We start from the raw sequence: 17,853 nt of genomic DNA, 5'->3' as shown, positions 1-17,853 counted from the left end.
GACGTAAACGCCGACCGTCGTGTTTGACATTCGACAACACGGCCCCGAGTTCAACGGTACGCACTGGCCGATCTGTTCGGCGCCTTGTCGGTCGCGATCTGCCTGCTTTCCGCGGAAGACGCCCGCGACGCCGAAGCGGTGACCGGGTTGCCGGCGTAGGCTGGCGACTGGCAAGCCGTTTGAGGAGCTCGTCGCGTTCGACCCGGCCCTTGTCGTACGTCACCGGCCCGTCGCGGCCGCACGAACCGTTGAGGTGTCGGAGGCGGCTCGTGGTCAGTTCGCCGGGTGCGGCTGTGGAGCCTGATCGTCGAACACACCCCCGTTGGACCGGTCGCGGCCGAGCACGTCTGCGCTGCGGCTATTGCGGCCACCGGTGTCGACGGCGTCGCCGTCACCGTGGTGCTGGCCACTTCCCCCGGCGAGACGATGTACACCAGCGATCAGGTGGCCTCGGCGCCGGAGGAGCTCACCCTGACCCTCGGCGAACGCCCGGGGGTGGATGCCGTACCGCGCCCGGCCCGGCGACCTCGGTGGCGAGCAGCCGGCCGACGCGTTGGTGCTGGCCGATGCAGCTGCGTACCGAAGTGATCGGCGCGTTGAACCTCTTCGACGCCAACCCGGGCGCCCTCGATGAGGGCAAGCTGCACATCGGTCAGGCCCTGGCGGACGTGGCCACCATCGGCCTGCTGCAGCAACGTTGTAGGTGCCGATAACCCTGTCCGCGCGGGTCAGGCGGCGTGTTGTATTCGTGGATGATGCCGCCCAGGCGGTCGCGCCGGCGGACGGTGAACTGCGTGATCGCGGCTGGATCGGTGATCGGATCGGGCAGCGGTTGCAGCGGGCGGGCGTTCGCGATGCCACGGTGAGGTCGGTGAGCGTTGTGGTGCTGTTCGTACTGTCGCAGCGCCTGCAGTAGGTGTGACTGGTTCCAGAGCAGCGTGCGGTCGAGCAGTTCGTGGCGGCAGCTTTGGATCCACCGCTCCATGATCGCGTTCATGCGGGGCATCTGGACGCCGCTGAGCATGGCGAGGTTGCGCACGGCTTGGCTGACCCACGCCGCGGTCGGGTGGGCGGCGGCGCCCAGGATCCGAACTCGTCGGGTGGCGTGCTCAATGACCGCCAGGACGTACATCCGCTGGCCGGTCAACGTCACGGTTTCGAAGAAGTCGGCGGCGAGGATGGCCTCGGCTTGGGACCGCAGGAACGCAGCCCAGGTCTGGCTGCTCCGCTCGGGTGCCGGGTCGATGCCGGCTTCTTTGAGGATCTCCCAGACGGTGGAGGCGGCGATCTTGATTCCGAGGACGAGTAGCTCGCCGTGGATGCGCCGATAGCCCCACGAGTTGTTCTCCTGGGCCAGGCGCAGCACGAGCACGCGGATCGATCGAACGGTGCGTGGCCGACCGACACGCCTCGGACGTGAGGCGCGGGCGTGGCGTGCGGCGATCAGGTCGCAGTGCCAGCGCAGCACGGTCTCGGGGCGCATCAGCAGCCGGATCTTGTGTAGTACCTCGCGGGGAATTCGGTGCAGCAGGGCGTCAAGGTAGGCCCGGTCGGCCGACGTGAACCGGACCGTCGCGCCGTGCAGTTGCCGTTCGAGGACCGTGATCTGGTGGCGCAGGCGAGGATCTCCACATCCTTGGCGCGATCGCTCGCGGGCAGCAAGCGCAGCATCGCCAGCGCGTTGGTCACACCGAGGTACGCGAGTCGAAGGAGCATCGCTAGCAAGATCGAGACAGACTTGGGCTGAAGTCCTCGAGCCGTCCTCGCCCGTGGCTACCTCCGAAGTCGGCGTTCGCCGGGTTCCGCTTTCCACCAGAGGTGATCGTCGTGGAGAACACATCGGAGACGAATCCCGGCCGGGTGATCTCGGCGCTGACCACGGCGCCGCCGATCCGCTCGGCGCGTTCGGCGACGAGGACCGACCAGCCTTCCCGAGCGAGCAGCACGGCCGCGACCAGCCGTTGTGTCCCGCGCCCACCACCACCGCGTCATAGCGAGCAGGCATGCCAGACCCTCCCTCCCCCATCAAGAGCTGTTACCGCGCAGCGAGCAGGCCGCGCAGCCGTTCGAGGGGGCCTCGGCGGAGCAAGTGGGTCGCGACGATGTGACCTGACGCGCCGGACAGGCCGGGTCCGGGGTGGGTCGCGGCCCCGATGTGCCAAAGCCGTTCGAACGGTGTCTGGTGGCCCGGGCGGGGCGGTATCGGCCGCCAGAGCAGGCGCAACATGGCGTGCGGATCGACGGAGCGCTGGCCGGTGAGCTCGGCGGCCGCGTGGGGGTGAGCTTGCCCCGTTACCCCCGGCCGCCACCGACCTACCAGCGCTACGAGGGGAGCCTAACCGGCAGTTCTCTGGAGACGATCACCGTGCGGGTTCAATCCTTCGACACTGGTCTTGGTAAATGTTTACCAAGATCCTTGTACTTGTAACATCCAGGCAGCAGACCCGAGCGGGTGACCACCCGGTTGGGTTTCGGCATGTGCGGACCGCGCCCCGGCGGCGACGATGAGCCGCGTGCGGCGCAGCGTTCCGGCCCCGGCCGAGCAGATGATCGCGGCGCTCATCCCCGCACCGCTCGCCCGCCACGGCCGCCGCTGCCCGAGCTGCCTTCACCTTCCACCGGGTCTGACCAGGTCGAGCCGTACCTGGACATCGGTCAGCTGGACCCGTCCGGACGTACTTCGGCCCGGCCGCTGCTGCACCGGCTGGGCTGGCCACCCGGGCACCGCATCACGTTCGACGTCGCACACGGCACCATCACGGTCAGGTTCAGCCCGGCTGGACGGCACACCATCGGTGCCACCGGCCTCCTTGCCGTCCCCGCGGCGGTCCGGCAGCTGTGCAACCTTGTCGTCGGCGACCTGGTCGTCCTCCTCGCCGACCCCGGCCGTGACCTGCTATTGATCTATCCGGCCCGGACCGTCGCACAGCTCCTCGCCGACCAGTTCGCCATAGGCGATGGCAGCTGACCGCGAGCGGCTCGACGCGGCCTGGACGGCGCTGGCCGAGCTCGGCGTCACCCTCGCCGATCTGCAGCGCGATGCCCGACCGGCGCTGCCGACGTTCACCGACTATCTGCCGCTGGTACTCGCCGCGGCCGGTCCCGGCGCGCTGCGCGCCTACCGCAGCTACTGGCAACGGATGACCACCGCCTGGGGCGACCTCCCCATCGACACGGTGACCGCCAGCGACATCCAGGCGCTCCAGCGACGCATCGTGGCCAACGCCCGAGCCCGGCGCAACAGCCGCGGCGGCCGCCACGCCGGCGAACTGCTCATCGCCGCCGCTCGCGCCTTCTACAACCAGGCCATTGCCGACGGTCTCGTCGAGACCGCGGACAGCCCGGCCCACCGGGTCCGCAAGCCCCGCCGGCTGCCCAGCACCCGGCGGGCACTGACACCCGCTGAACTGACCGAGATCAACCAGGTCGCCCGCACCACCGGCAACGACACCATCCTCGACGCACTGCTGCTCCGGCTGCACACCGAGACCGCCTGCCGGCGTGCCGGCGCCCTCGGCCTGCGGCTGCAGGACCTCGACGCCGACCGCGGGCTCCTGCAGCTGCGCGAGAAAGGCGGCACCATCCGCTGGCAGCCGATCAGCCTCGACCTCGCCACCAGCCTCACCCAACATGCCGCCGCCCGCGGCGCGGTTCTGCCAGGTGATGCGCTGCTGCGATATCGCAACGGCAAGCCTTGACCAGCCGCCGATACGACGAGTTGTGGCGCCGCATCGGCCGGCACCTGCCGTGGGTTGCCGCGCAGGGCATCACCGCCCATTGGCTGCGCCACACCACGCTCACCTGGGTCGAACGGCATTTCGGGTACGGCACCGCCCGCGCATACGCCGGCCACACCGACACCACCGGGCCGGCCACGACCACGTATATCCGCGCCGACCTGCAAGCCGTCGCCACCGCACTCGCCGCCATGACCGGTCGGCCGCACCCGCTCGCGCAACCCATCGACGACCATCGGGTGGTCTAGCGTGGCTTTGAACACGCTTGCGTCGCAGCACTGCGGCGTTTGCTTCGAGAGGCGCCAGGCACAGTGTTGACGGCCGCGGCGGCGACAAAGGATGCGGTCGCCCCGCGTCTCCGCAGGTCGACCGCATCCTGTTGAACGTGCGCCGATGGACTCGGCGTCTACCCGGTACGAATCACCCTGAACACAAGGTCGTCGAACGTCGGCGGCGATGTCGAGTAGTAGTTGCAGTGGTAGACGCGCTCGTCAGCACTGGCGACCTTCACCGACAACGCCGAGTTCTCGGCCCCCCGCGCGACATGGGCCGACCCGCCGTCACCGTAGAGAAAAACGTTCGAAATTCGCAGCGCGTCGACCGAACCATCATGGTCGACAACAAACTCCGTACGGCCCCTGTCCGGCCACAGAACGACCTCGGGCAAGTTCGTCATGCCGTCGAAGCCGAGTCCGGGCCGCGCACTCGAGATCGAGATGCCATGGCGTTGCTCCGGAGCGAACCTCTCGACCACGACAGACACCCGCCCGGGCCCGGAGACTGCCCAGACATCCCCCGGCGTGACCCGAAGACCACCCCAATTGATCATCAACGGAGGCGTTGCGGCAACACCGAGGTGCTCCGCGCTCTTCACGTAGTCGAGCACAGCAACCTGCACGGACAGGCCGCTCTTCGAGTAGTCGTAGGACAAGCGCTCCCGGATCGACTCCTCCGCCGAACGCGCGAACGCACTGGTCTCCAGCTCGGGAACAATGCCGCGGGCGACACTCACCCAGTCCTGCGGATTGGACATGCATCCGAGGATCAGCTGATGTGCGGTGAGCACGTCAACTGCAGGAAACTCCGACATCTCAGCGTCTGCACCTTCGCGGAACTCGACGGTAATCAACCGCTCGCCCACCCACGTTGCCTGGATGCCTCGCCAGTCGTCGTCATGGGACTCGATGACGATCCATTGAGGCTCATCCAGGCCGAGACTGTCCAGCAGCCAGTACAGCTCGTCCGCCGTCGGCGAAAAGCTGGGCTGCTGAAACACTCCCCTCACCTTGTAACCTGCGGACATCTCACACTCCGCCATCAGGGATAAATATTCGTGAACGGGATACGATTCCCGGCCAGGAACCGGGACGGATCGATCCACACATGCGCGTCCGGCCACTGCGGGACGACCTGCGTGCCACCTGCGGCGCGAGAGACCGGCTCATGAGAAAGTTCCATTGTTTCCGTCTGACCCGTCCATGGATTGATCCGCGTGGGACCGCGCCAACCCCGGAGAGGAATCTGCGCACGCTCCCACGGATACAGCCCCGAGTTGGGGTCATTGTAGATGGCCCGCCATGCGGCACGGCGCATGGCATCGGTCCAGGCTGACCCTCCGCCGGAACCCGGAACGGGCAAGTACCATCCGTTGTGCCCACGTGGTCTGCCACCGGTGGAGCAGGTGCATGAGGTTCCATGGGTGGGGTCTGCTGAACCTCCGCAGTTGTGGACCAGTACCGGATCGTTGCCGGCCAGTACATAGTACGTGTGCGTCTGCGCGACGGTCAGGTCGTGCATGTACTTCGCGCCGGTCCACACCACGGACGTGTCGACACTGACCGTCGAGCCGTCCGGTTCGACCAACTGGTCGCCGAATGCCAGGTCCCCTGCGGGCTGCCATTGTTCGAGAGACTCGTTCCAGAACGGGTGGTTCGCGGTCGTCTGCAGCGTGGCCTTGGCGCCCTCGCCGTTCACCACCTCCAGGGTGGCGAACTCCTCGTCGAGGTTGCGGTGCAGGTCCTCGACGACCTCGGCGCGGGTCTTGCCGGTCTCGGGGTCCGTGGCCAGAACCTCGTCGCCGATCCGGACGTCCTTGATGGCCTTGGCGGTGCCGTCGGCCATGAGGACCTTGGTGTCCGGATCAAAGCTGTGCCCGTTGCACTTCTCGCCCGTAGGTTCGGGGTCTTTCGTGTCCTCGGTGTCGGTCCTGTCATGTTTGGGTTTGTCGGCGTTCTTGTCTGACCCTGGGACGCCGGAGTCGTTGTTGAGTGGCGAGCCGTTGCTGCCGCCGTTGCTCCCGTTGCCGTCGTGGTCGTCGTCGCCGTCCCGGCGCGACGGACCGCGGTCCATGTTGGGAACGGTGATGCCGAACTTCTCGGCGAGTTTCTTGGCGGCCTTGGCCGCACGCATGCTGAGTCCCGCGCCGCCGGACAGCGCATTCATGAGCATCTCGCCAGCGATTTCGCCGACGGTGACGCCGCAATCGTAGGCGTTGGCGTCACCGCCGAAACAGGTGGCGAGTTGTTCGCAGATGCCGGTGATCGCGCAGGCCCAGCCCATGAACTCGCTGCCGGTCTTCTCCTCCCACTTCTTCGCGTCGCCCTCAAACGCCTTCCATGCGCTCTTCGGATCCTTGAGCATCTTGCGGATGCCCCGAAGCGTGGCCAGCATCTCCCAGGGACTGACCGTGTTCCACAGACCCCGGAGGAAACCTCTGGCGAAGTCGCCGATCTTCGACAGGCCGCTCGGGTCCGAGAACGTGATCGGGTTGTTGTCCGAATACGAGTACCCGTGCAGCTGCTGCGGAGTACTGAAGTCGACGACCGGGTCGACGGAGATGAACCGCCCGATGTTCGGGTCGTACTCACGCGCACCGAGATGCACCAGGCCTGTCGGATCGGTGTCGCCGCCGACAAAACCCTTCTTGTTCGGCCACGTCACAGCAGAGCCACGCGCCTCACCGTACGGCGTCTGGCGGCGGCGGGTCACGGTCTGCGACGCGTCGGCGCTGACCGCGACGGTGCCGGTTCCCTGCTGGTCGCTGCACAACCACGTGATGCCAGCACCGGTGCGCTGCCCGACGACCTGACCGTTGAACGAGTAGAACCGGGTTGCCGACAGTGATGCACCGGAGAGCCGGATCTCCATCCCACCCAGGTACAGGGTGGTGTCGCCGCTGGTGTCCTTGGCCAGCAAACGGTTGCCCGCACCGTCGTAGATGTACGACTGCGTGCCAGCCGTATCGGTCACCGAGGTGAGGTGTCCTTCGGCATCCCACTCCAAGTCCTGCTGCCCGTTCGGGCCCGGCCGCGTCCTGGTGTTGCCCGTCTTGTCGTACGTGTAGGTCGAGGTCTTGAGCACCTGCCCGGCGGAGTTCTTCAGGTTGCTTTCCTGGAGCAGGTGCGGCTGGGTTCCGGCTACACCCTGGTTCGGATAGGTGTATTCGGTGGTCTGCAGGCCGGTCGGCGTCAGGTGGTCGATCTCCTTCAACCGCGACCCGGTACGCCCCTTCGGGTCGGTGGCCGTGCCGAAGTCCCACTCCTGCCAGTACGGCGCGGGGCCGCCCATCGTCGTGGACGCAGGCGCGGTCGAGCAGTCGCCGCTCTGCGGGGTCCACGCCTGCTTCAACCGCTGGACGTGGTCGTACTGGAAGCACTGAGTGTCCCGCTGCCCGGCCAGCGGGTTGTCGTCGATCTTGATGAGGTTGCCCACGTCGTCGTACTTGTACGATGCGTCGGTCACGTACGCCGAGCCGACGGACTTGAGGACCGCCTGACGCTTCACCTGATGGGTAACGTCGTCGTACTCGGTCTTGCTCTGCACGAACGGCGCACCGGTCAACGCCGTCGACCGGATGACGCTGCTCGACTCGCCGAACTCCGTGTAGGTGGCGTCGGTGACGTAGTGCGTGACGTCGCCGTAGTTCGTGCTCAAGGCCTTCGGCAGCCCGTATGTGCTGTCGTACTCGTAGGTGAGGGTCTCCCCGGCGAGGTTGCCCGTCGTCGGCAGAATCAGCGTGTTCGGGCTGCCGTCCGGCTTGTACGTGCTGCGCACCGAATACGTGGTGCCCAGCAAGCCCTCGGAGGTCGGGATGGTGACCCTGGTCTGCGTCGGCCGGTACATCGCGTCGGCGGTGATCAGCTCTGTCTTGTACTCGTTGCCGGCGACGAACCGCGACACCGACTTCGTCAGACCCTTGGCCGGCAGGTCGTACACCATCTGCGTCCGCACCGTGCCGGTGATGCCGCCGTCCCGCGTGGTGAGCGGCCGGCCGAGATCATCGTAAGTGAAGCCAAGAATCCGGTTCTCGGCATCCTTGCTCGTCTCAACCTGGTCGTAGGCGTTGTAAGTCAGCTCGACCGGGCCCCTGTCCGGATCCACGGACTTCCATACCCGGCCGAGATCGTCGTACTCGTAGGACCAGACGTTGCCGGAGGCGTCGGTGACCGACTCCATCTGACCCGTCTTGTTGTACTTGTAGATGATCTCGTCGTACGTGCCGGTCGGGGTGCTGCCGTGGTACTGGCGCAGCTTGGTGTTCTGGCCGTGGTTGTCCGTGAACGCCGCGACGGCGGTCCCACCCAGCGGCGGGGTGGAGGTCGTGTAGTCACCGTAGTAGTTCGTCAGCGTGCCCCATTTGCGCACGTCGTTGGAGTACAACGCGGTCTCGATCACCCGACCGGCGGTGTCGAAGTCGACCCGGGTCTGCGTCGGCACATCGAGGTCCGCCGGCTGATGCAAGGTGAGACCGGCTGTGCCGGTCGTGTCGTACGGCTGGTTGCTCTTCCACACCCGCCCGGCGGTGTCGTAGAAGTTCGTGGACGTGATGACCCTGCCGCCGCCGACCGCACGCCCTTGGACCTGCCGTGCCCGCAGCAGCCCGTCGTAGATCTGGAACAACGACTGGTAGTTGCCGTTCGCATCCGGAGCAAGGGTTTCCAAGCCGTTCACCGATGTCTTGCTGATCGTGTATCGGTACTCCACGCTGGGCGTGTTCAGGTTCGACGCCTGTGGACGGTCGGCGTACCACACCTTCGTGCGGCGGCCGAGCCCGTCGTACAGCGCGGAGGTGATCCGGCTGTTGACATCGGACTCAGTGAGCACCTCACCGTGCGCCGGGTCGATCGTGACTGACGTATTCCACAGCTTCGGGTTGGTGGTGGTCATCCCGACGAGCGGGCCACCTGTCGCCGGCGAGTACGCCGTCTTCGACACCCTGCCCGCAATGTCCGTGGACTCGATGGTGCGGCCGTGCACGTCGTACTTGTAGGTGCCGACGGTCTGGAACTGGACGTTGCCACCGTTCCACGCACTCATCCGCTCGATCTTCGTGACCAGACCCGTCGTCGGTGTCGCACCGTACGCGAGGTTGTCATACGTGATCCGCGTGTCAGAGAGGACCTGCTCCGCGGCGGACGGCCCGTTGGCGGTGCAGTCACCGGCCCACGTGCGGACCCGCTTCGCCGAATGCAGCACCCACACGTTCGGATCGGTGTTCGGCAGGTACTCCTGCAGCGTGCACTTGTCGTCGGTCAGGTCGGCCGGGTCGCCGAGGTCGTTGACCCTCAGCGGCACACCCTGCTGATCGCTCACCACGACCGACTCGAACCGGCGCCACAGCCCACCGCTGATCGCGGCACGGGTCGCGGTCTTCTCGCTGCCGACGTACCGGGACTCGGTGACGACCCCGTTGATCGTCCGGCTTGCCACAGCGTTCGTAGAGCGCCACGGCGTCGTCACCGTCGCGGCGTTCACCGCGCCGTTGAGATAGACCAGTTGCTCACGGACCGTCCCGGCGTATTGCTCGTAGTCCGGAACCGGCCCCCCTTCCAGACCTTCGACATTCACCGTGCGGGTGCCGGAGACGGTCTTGTCGCCGTGCATGCCCCGGAAATACAGGGACTTCAACACCTGCTGCTTGGCACCCTCACCGATCTTCGTGACGACGTACGGGTAGCCGCGCCATTGGCCCCACGTCTTGTACTTGGACTCGACGAGACCGTCCTCGCCGTCCCAGTGCCACAGCGGCAGGTTCTCCGGGTTCTGGTACTCGTAGAACATCTTCGTCGCGCTGCCACCGGCCGTCAGGTCGATCTGCTGCACCGAGTCGACCACGTACTTGTGGAAATAGTCCGTGCGCGGCTGGGTGTATCCGTCCGGGACCCACTTCACCGGGTAACACCGCAACGTGTTGCTGTCCAGCGCGTTCGCGTTCGGCAGGCGGCCCGGGTTCACGCAGTCCGGGTCGCTGTAGTCGACCGCGATCTCCCCACCCGCCTCGGTGCGGATCGACGTGATCCGCCACCAGTTCATCGCCGGCGCGAAGTCCGACCACACCGCGTCGACGCGGTTGGGCATCTGGACGCCCTCGAACGTCACCTCGGGCAGCGTCACCGCAGTACCGTTCAAGCCCTTGTGCGTGATGCCCTCAAGCCACAACCCGGCGCGAGTGCCGTCACCCGGGTCCGGGAACGACTGCCGCAGGATCCACTGGTCGACGTTCTGGTATCCGCTGCCCTTCCACACCGTGGTGGTGACGCTGGTGAGCCGCTTGCTGCTCCAGAACGACGGCGCCGACTGCCAGCACGTGCCGGTCGACGCGCAGTTCAGGTCCCACGGGGTGTCCGGCCAGTTCGTCTTGTCCTTCGTGCCGCAGCTCGCGGTCACACACCGGTCGGAGACTCCGAAGTGCACCTGGGCGGGGGCGTTCACACCCGTGTACGCCGAGTCCGTCCGCACCCCGTTGACGACCGTGCGGTTGTCGGTGCCATAGTCGATCCGCACCGGGTACCCGTCACGGTCGTACGCGACCGGCGAGTTCTGCAGCATGTTCTTCGCGTAGTAGTTGGTGTCCCGCGCGTACCACAGCGAGGCGGTGTTGCCGTACGGGTCCTCGATGTAGTCGAGATTCCACCGGTACGCCTGGGTGCAGAACGACGCCGCGAACGTGGAACCCTTGCAAGGCTCACCGGCGTGGTTGCCCGCAACCGGGGCAGACTGGACCGAGTTCGTCTCGGTCTTGCCGCTCGTCCAGCCGGGCAGCTGGTTGCGGCCGAACCAGTACTTGGTGCCGTCGGCCGCGGTCACCTTCCAGTACTCACCGTCGTTGTCGCCGTTCGATGCGCCGGTCAACTTCTCGATGCGGGAGCCGTCGTCCTGCACCGGGTGCCACAACCCGCTCGCGTCCTTCAGCAGCTCACCACCGCCGCCGTTGAGCGACATCACCGCGTTGTCGGTCGCCCAGCACTGGTCGCCGGTGTCGGCGGTGTTGTTCCCACCGTTGGCCTTGTCGTTCACGCACCCGACGTACCGGCGCTCGATGTATCCGGTGTCGTAGGAGAAGCCCTCACCGATCCAACCGGGCTGGTTGTTCGACGCCGCGTGCCGGCCGTCCACCGACTGCGACGCATACGACAGTCCGATCGTCGGCGCCGCTCCGCCAACCGCGGGCGGCACCCGCATCGGGTAGCTCCAGGAGAACCCACCGGCCGAACTTCCCGACGACCACGTCGACGACGGCGCGAGGGTCGTGGCGCCGAAGCTGCCGGAACCGCCCGACAGGCCCGAAGCCAGAGCAACCGTGACGTTGCCCGACGTCATCTTTGCGGCCGCCGCGGTGGTGACGGCCGCCGGGACCGCTACCTCACCAGTCACCGTCTTCGTCTTGGCGTTGTGCTCGGAGCTGACCGGCACCGGCCGGCACGCCGTGTCCTCGGGCCGGGTCTGGTAACAGTCCGGGATGACCATCAGCCGCAGGCGGCTCGCCCAGTCGGCGCCGAACGCCGACTCGAACGCGCCGTAGCTCGCCTCAAGCTGCACCGTGCCGGTGCCCGCGGCCGAGTCCGTGCGGGCGATCCGGAACATCACGCCCTGCACACCCGCCGCGTGGACCTCGTCCTGCGGCAACGTCTGCACCCGCACCTGCTCCGGGCCCTTCGCACCGGAGACCACCCGCAACGGTGACCCAGGCACCGCCACCGACGCCTGGCCGCCGGACGCGCTGCCCGAGGCCCGCAGCTGCGTCCGCGCCGCCGTCATGTTCAGGTCCGCGGTCCCCGCGGCCGGCCACTGCACCGAGCTCACCGTCGCCCGGCGCGCAGCAGCCGACGCTGTTCCCGGCTGCGGCTCCTTCACCGCCACCGTGCCACCCGGCACGTCCTTGTACCGCTGCGCCGCCTCGGGCTTGGTTGCCTTCGGCGCCGCCTGCACCGGCGGCACCACCAGGCAGTTTGCTGCCACCGCCAGGATCGCCGACGCGGCGACCGCGCGCGTCACGCGACCGAACACCCGACGAGATCGCGGCGGCAGGCCGATCGACTCGACGACGTTGGGAAAGGGCACAGTTCCTCCGCAGCAAGGGTGAACCGGCCACCGTCCGATCAGGACAGCAGCCAGGCAAAGATCAGGAAGACAGGAGAACGCGGGTCTACACGCCGACGGTCCATCGAATTCACATCGGCCACTGCCCTGTGCGCGGCACGCACCCATCGCTGAACATGTCAAGCCTCCCCGTCAGGCCCATGCAGTCGACACTGATCGACACTCGTGCACGGCGAACGTAGGGCTCACATTTACCGAAGTCAAGGCTTCGTGATCTTCCGCGGTGCACGTCATCGCCAATCCGGACAATCCTCCGCTCCGCGCGGAAAGGGTCACGGCCATCGGTGGTCGCGGGCCTGGGCGACGAGCCGCCATTCACATCCGCCAAGACGTCACTGTGCGTGCATAGTGACGGCAATCAGCAAAGCGGGCATACTGTCCGGTCTCGTACCGACACGGAACCCATCGATTGACACGAGGCCCCGCGGCCCCTACGTTTCGCTCAATTTCACTTCGCGGGGGCTAATGGTGATCAGACTGCATCCTGCCGTGTCCAGACACGGCACATCCAGACTTGCCATGGCCACGTCGCTGGCCGTCACCTCAGTGGGCACCACCGTCGCGTTCGGGGCGCCGGCGGCGGCGGAACCCACGCCTAGCCCGACGGGACAGCCCGTCACGAACCAGCGAGCCGACGAGCGGGCCGCGATCAAACGGGCGGTAGAGAGCGGCCGCAACGTCGAGGTCGCCAACTCCCGGTCCGAATCGGTGCGGACGTCAAGAACAAGCAGGCCGCGGCGAACCCGGCCCTGGCGAAGCTGAAGTTCGGAATGGTTCGTGCCGTGACCCACTGATCGAACGACTTGCCCGGGACCCGCGATCGCCACCCAGCGGTTCGCGGGTCCGCCGTTTCCTACGCCTTTCCAGACATGCTGTTCTCTTATCGGAGGCTCCGTGATGAAGCTCCACCCTGCCTTGCGCCGATCCCGGCGCGGCACACTGTCCGTCAGCATCGCGTTAGCGGCCACGGTAGCGGCCGCCGCCGGCTCGGTCGCCGTGCTCGCCGCCGCCGCTCCGGCCGCCGCGGACCCGGCGCCGGTCAATCAGCGGACGGCCGAGACCACGGCGCTCCGGCAGGCGGTCGAGTCCGGCCGCCCGGTCGAGGTGGCGAACTCCAAGTCCGAGGCGGCGCGGATCATGGCCACGCCGCGAGGCACGCTGGTGCGGGAGAGCTACTCCACGCCGCGCTGGGCGAAGAAGGACGGCGCATGGCGGGACATCGACCTGTCGCTGCGCAAGGACGGCAACACGATCGCGCCGGTGGCGTCGGTCGTCGACCTGCGGTTCTCCGCGGGCGGCGCGGAGCCGCTCGTCACGCTCAACGGTGACGGTGGCGCACTCAAGCTGTCCTGGCCGTCGAAACTGCCGGCACCGCGGATCGCGGGCGACACCGCCATCTATGAGCAGGTGTTCCCGGACATCGACCTGCAGGTCCACTCCACTGTGGAGGGATTCGGCTACTCCCTGATCGTCAAGAACCAACAGGCCGCGGCGAACCCGGCTCTGGCGAAGCTGAAGTTCGGGCTGAGCACGACCGGCTGGACGCTCAAGCCACGACCCGGCGGCGGCTATGAGACCCGCGACAAGAACGGCAAGGTCACCGTCTCCGCCGGCCAGGCCCTCATGTGGGACGCCGCCGGCGTCCCCGGTGCCCAGCGGTCCCTCGCCGCGGCCCGCACCGCCGGCAAGGACACGCTGCTGCGGCACGCCCCCGACAATTCCCGCAAGGCCGATCTCAGCACGACCGTCGAGGGCGGCTCGCTCGTCATCGTCCCCGACGCGAAGATGCTCGCCGATCCGAACGTGGCCTACCCGGTCGTCATCGACCCGTTGAACACCGTCGGCAAGTCCCGCACCGGCTACACCGACTCCACCGACGCCAACCGTGACGACAGCGTCGTGCGCGTCGGGCAGAACCCCGACGGGTCCGGCACCTTCCGGTCGTTCTTCGCCTTCGACCTGACCTGGCTGCCCGGCAAGCAGGTCCTGGGCGCGAAGTTCGGGACCCTGATGACGCATTCGTGGGACTGCTCCGCGACGCCGGTCAGCCTTTACCGGACCGAGGACCTTCCTGGCAACGGCAGGCAGGCCTGGGACGGCCCGGACCTGCACGTGTTCATCGAGACGAAGTCGGGCAACGCGCACAAGCCGTCCGGCGGCACCGGCTGCCCCAACGACCCCCAACCCAACCTGTACATGGAGTTCTCCAACCAGACCCTGGTCAACGACGTCATCGGCTTCGGCCAGGGCCGCGGCTTCTACACCCTCGGCCTGTCCACCCGCGACAGCGACGGCACCGACGAGACCGCCGGAAACCGGTGGAAGAAGTTCGACCAGAGTCAGACCTTCCTGTCGATCGAGTACAACAGCCTGCCGAACACGCCGCAGGCCTCGGCCCTGACCACACACACCGACTACACCGCCGCCGGGCAGGCCTGCGCCACCGGCACCGGCCGGCCCATCGTGCGGTCCACCGCGCCGTGGCTCAAGGCCAACATCTCCGACCCCGACGGCGACGGAAGCGGCCAGCTCTCCGCGTCGTTCGCGCTCCAGCAGCAGAACGGCAGCAACTGGACCGCTGTCGGCGGCTGGCCCAGCGGCGACTCCGGCGTACCGTCGGGCACCCTCGCCGAGGTGCAGGTGCCGGCGGGCATCCTGACCGGCTCGGTCTACCGGTGGCAGGTCCAGGTCAGCGACACCAAGGGCGGCACCTCCGGGTGGTCGACGTGGTGCGAGTTCACGATCGACACGACCCCGCCCGCCGGCGAGCCGACCGTGGTGGCGGACGACGGCCTGTACCTGCAGTCGCCGCCGAACAACACCATGCGCGGCTCAGTCGGCCGCACCGGGCAGTTCACGTTCGGTGCCAACGGCGAGACCGACATCGTCGAATACGAGTACCAGCTGGACGGCGGCCCGAAGAACTATGTCGCCGCCACCACCACCGGCGGTCCAGCCACCGTCTGGGTCACCCCGACCCACGTCGGCGAGCAGGTGCTGACCGTCCGCTCGCGGGACGCCGGCCAGAACGCCTCGCCGCCGTACGACTACCGGTTCCTCGTCAACAGCCACTCCGCGGCCAAGGCGTGGAAGCTCGACGAGGGCGCCGGCACGACGGCCGCGACGACCCCGGCAGGCGGCCCGACGGCGACGCTCACCGGCGGTCCTGTGTGGACGGAAGGGCGCGTCCTCGGGACGCACACGACGAACGGCAAGGACGGCGGCCTGCGCTTCGACGGCGTCGACGACCTCACCGCCGCACCCGGCCCGATCGTCGACACCTCCCAGAGCTTCAGCGCCGCCGCCTGGGTCCGGCTGACGGGCAGCACCGCGAGCCAGCGCACCGTGCTGTGTGTCGAAGGCTCGATGGCCTGCGGTTTCGCCATCATGTACCTGCCGGCGCCGACGAACCGGTGGGCGCTGACCATGTACGACAGCGACACCGCCAACGCACCCACCGTCTACGCCACCGCACCCACCCCGCCGACGTTCAACCAGTGGACGCACCTGGCGGTCTCGTGGGACAAGGGCACCAAGACCGCGAAGCTCTACGTCAACGGCAACGCGGCCGGCCAGCTCAGCCGCGCGTCCAACTGGAACGCCACCGGCGCGCTGCTCACCGGCGCCGGCAGGTGGAACGGCGTACGCCAGCCGACCTTCCTTGGCGACATCAGCGATGTGCAGGTGTGGCCGCGGGCCATCGACCACTTCGTCGACATCGCGCAGACGATCAAGCCCGCCAAGGTGGGTGAGTGGGCGATGGAGGATTACGACGAGGACGCGCCGCGGCAGGTCCTCGACGACTCCAACTACCAGCGCCCGCTGACGCTCACCGAGCCCGCCGGCACCGTCACCTGGTGCGACAGCCACGACATCACCGGCCTGTGCTTCGACGGCCTCACCGGCGCCGCCACCGCACCCGCGGTCGTGCGCACCGACCAGTCCTACTCGGTCACCGCATGGGCGCGCATCACCGACACCAACGTGTCCCGCGCCGTCTTCTCCCAGCAGGGCACCCGCGGCGCCGCGTTCACCGTCCGGTACGACAAGACCGCCAACCGGTGGTCGTTCGCGGCGACCGGCACCGACACGGACGCCCCCACGGTCGCCAAGGTGAACTCGCTGGCGGCGCCGGCGCTCAACACCTGGACCGAGCTGGAGGCGATCTACGACGGGGCGCTCGGCAAGATCCGGTTCTACGTCAACGGCCAGCTGCAGGGCGAGGCGGTCGTCACCGCGAACTGGCACGCGACCGGCACGTTCAACGTCGGCCGCACCCTCCAGGCCGGCGCCGCCGCCGAGTTCTTCGCCGGCGACGTCGACGAGGTCAGGGTCTACGCCGGGGCGCTGCGGTCCGCGGGCGGCGCCATCCAGACCAACACGATGATGCTGGTGCGCTCCGGTATCGCCGGCAAGTGCCTGGACAACGCCGGCGGCCAGAGCGCCGACGGAAACCCCGTCAACTCCTACGGCTGCAACGCCGGCTACTCGGCGCAGTTGTGGACGATGCCCGGCGACAACACCGTGCGCATCAACGGCAAGTGCCTCACCGCGGCGAACAACGGCACCGCACCGGGCACCCTGGCGCAGCTGTCCTCCTGCACCAGCGGGTCGGGGCAGCAGTGGGAGGTCGGCTCGTTCAACTCGCTGCGCAACCCCGCCTCGGGGCTGTGCCTGGAGGTCACGAACGGCAGCACGGCCGACGGGACCGCGCTGCGGCTCTCGGCCTGCTCCGGCACCGGCAGCGCCGCCCAGCAGTGGACGATGCAGTGGTCGGGCATCGGCATGTTCCGCTCGGGCCTGGCCGGCAAGTGCCTCGACAACCGCAACGCGGCGCTCGTCAACACCAACCCGATCCAGTCCTACGACTGCCTCGGCGGCACGTATTCGCAGATCTTCGCGCTCCTGCCCGACAACACACTGCGGATTGGGACGATGTGCGTGGACATCACCAGCATCGGCACCGCCAACCAGTCCAAGATCCAGCTGTACACCTGCAACGGTTACCCGAACCAGCAGTGGGTGGTGGGGGCGAACAACACCCTGCGCAACCCGAACTCGGGCCGGTGCCTGGACGTGACCGGACAGAGCACCGCGAACTCCGTGCAGCTGCAGATCTACGACTGCAACGGGCTGCCCGGTCAGACGTGGTACGTGCCGTAACGGCATGAAAGGGCCCGCGACCGCCGAGCCGGCGGTCGCGGGCCCGTCTCATGGCACCGTGGTGTAGTCGGTCTCCCGCGGGCGGGCGGTGCGGACCGCGTACTCGGCGGCCATCCCGGGCCAGTTGGTGACGACGCGGCCGGCCTCCGTGCGTACAGCCCGGCAGTGCCTCCAAGCACAAGTGCGCTGCGGCGTGGAAACCAAGCGTTGTCAGCGAGCCCTTGATCCACGCGCACGTAGGTACCTTGGGAACCTGACACGGCGCTCCAGATCCGCACCGTGCCGTGGCCGCCGACGGCGGCGAGCCTGGTGCCGTCCGGTGCGATCGCGATGGCCGGCCCCAGCCGGTGTCGTTCATCGTCGATGCCCGATCGGCAGAGTTTCGTACCGATTCGCAGCCCGGTCATGTCTTCAGCGACATCCTCGAGACGATGGCCTCTCTATTGGGCATATCCCTCACCGTCGATTGACACAGTGGCTGCGCACCCCCTACGTTTCGGTCACTTTCACGCAGCGGGGGCCACAGTGATCAAACTGCATCGTGCCGTGCCCAGACACGGTTCGTCCAAGGTCG

9 protein-coding genes are annotated in these 17,853 nt (G+C 67.7%); 5 read left to right on the top strand and 4 right to left on the bottom strand.

What is annotated here, in order from left to right; genetic code table 11:
• Window positions 1–652: 652 nt before the first annotated feature.
• A complete protein-coding gene (locus OHA72_RS27280) occupies window positions 653–1,483 on the bottom strand; it encodes an integrase core domain-containing protein (protein WP_327010647.1) in 831 nt (276 codons plus the stop codon).
• 235 nt (window positions 1,484–1,718) lie between these two features.
• A complete protein-coding gene (locus tag OHA72_RS64885) occupies window positions 1,719–1,946 on the bottom strand; it encodes a hypothetical protein (protein ID WP_442788680.1) in 228 nt (75 codons plus the stop codon).
• 506 nt (window positions 1,947–2,452) lie between these two features.
• On the opposite strand from OHA72_RS64885, the gene OHA72_RS27270 reads away from it, so the two are divergent.
• From OHA72_RS27270 to OHA72_RS27260, 3 genes are read left to right on the top strand one after another with little or no spacing between them, the layout of a single operon-like run.
• A complete protein-coding gene (locus OHA72_RS27270; RefSeq protein WP_327010646.1) occupies window positions 2,453–2,968 on the top strand; it encodes a hypothetical protein in 516 nt (171 codons plus the stop codon).
• Window positions 2,958–3,698 carry a tyrosine-type recombinase/integrase gene (locus OHA72_RS27265; protein ID WP_327010645.1) on the top strand — a complete coding sequence of 247 codons (741 nt, stop codon included), beginning with the start codon at window positions 2,958–2,960 and terminating at the stop codon, window positions 3,696–3,698. The genes OHA72_RS27270 and OHA72_RS27265 overlap by 11 nt, the downstream gene beginning before the upstream one ends.
• Window positions 3,695–3,985, top strand: coding sequence for a hypothetical protein (locus OHA72_RS27260; protein WP_327010644.1), 291 nt, complete (start codon window positions 3,695–3,697; stop codon window positions 3,983–3,985). Before OHA72_RS27265 ends, OHA72_RS27260 begins: the two co-directional genes overlap by 4 nt.
• A 158-nt stretch (window positions 3,986–4,143) precedes the next feature.
• On the opposite strand, the gene OHA72_RS27255 is transcribed toward OHA72_RS27260, so the two are convergent.
• Together OHA72_RS27255 and OHA72_RS27250 are read right to left on the bottom strand one after the other, a co-directional pair.
• Window positions 4,144–5,013, bottom strand: a complete 870-nt coding sequence (locus OHA72_RS27255; protein WP_327010643.1) for a hypothetical protein — start codon at window positions 5,011–5,013, stop codon at window positions 4,144–4,146.
• 41 nt (window positions 5,014–5,054) lie between these two features.
• Window positions 5,055–12,077, bottom strand: a complete 7,023-nt coding sequence (locus OHA72_RS27250; RefSeq protein ID WP_327010642.1) for a polymorphic toxin-type HINT domain-containing protein — start codon at window positions 12,075–12,077, stop codon at window positions 5,055–5,057.
• A gap of 936 nt (window positions 12,078–13,013) precedes the next feature.
• Here OHA72_RS27250 and OHA72_RS27245 point away from each other — a divergent pair.
• Together OHA72_RS27245 and OHA72_RS27240 are read left to right on the top strand one after the other, a co-directional pair.
• Entirely contained in the window at window positions 13,014–17,279 is a 4,266-nt protein-coding gene (locus OHA72_RS27245) for a ricin-type beta-trefoil lectin domain protein (protein WP_327010641.1), read from the top strand.
• 284 nt (window positions 17,280–17,563) lie between these two features.
• Complete coding sequence (locus OHA72_RS27240; RefSeq protein WP_327010640.1) at window positions 17,564–17,749, top strand: hypothetical protein; 186 nt, start codon at window positions 17,564–17,566, stop codon at window positions 17,747–17,749.
• The last annotated feature ends 104 nt before the right edge of the window (window positions 17,750–17,853 follow it).

Origin of the sequence: Dactylosporangium sp. NBC_01737 (assembly GCF_035963215.1) — a bacterium.
In the GTDB taxonomy this organism is placed as follows: Bacteria; Actinomycetota; Actinomycetes; order Mycobacteriales; family Micromonosporaceae; genus Dactylosporangium.
Note: the sequence above shows the minus strand (reverse complement) of the source record. Positions and strands in the feature narration are given on the sequence as shown.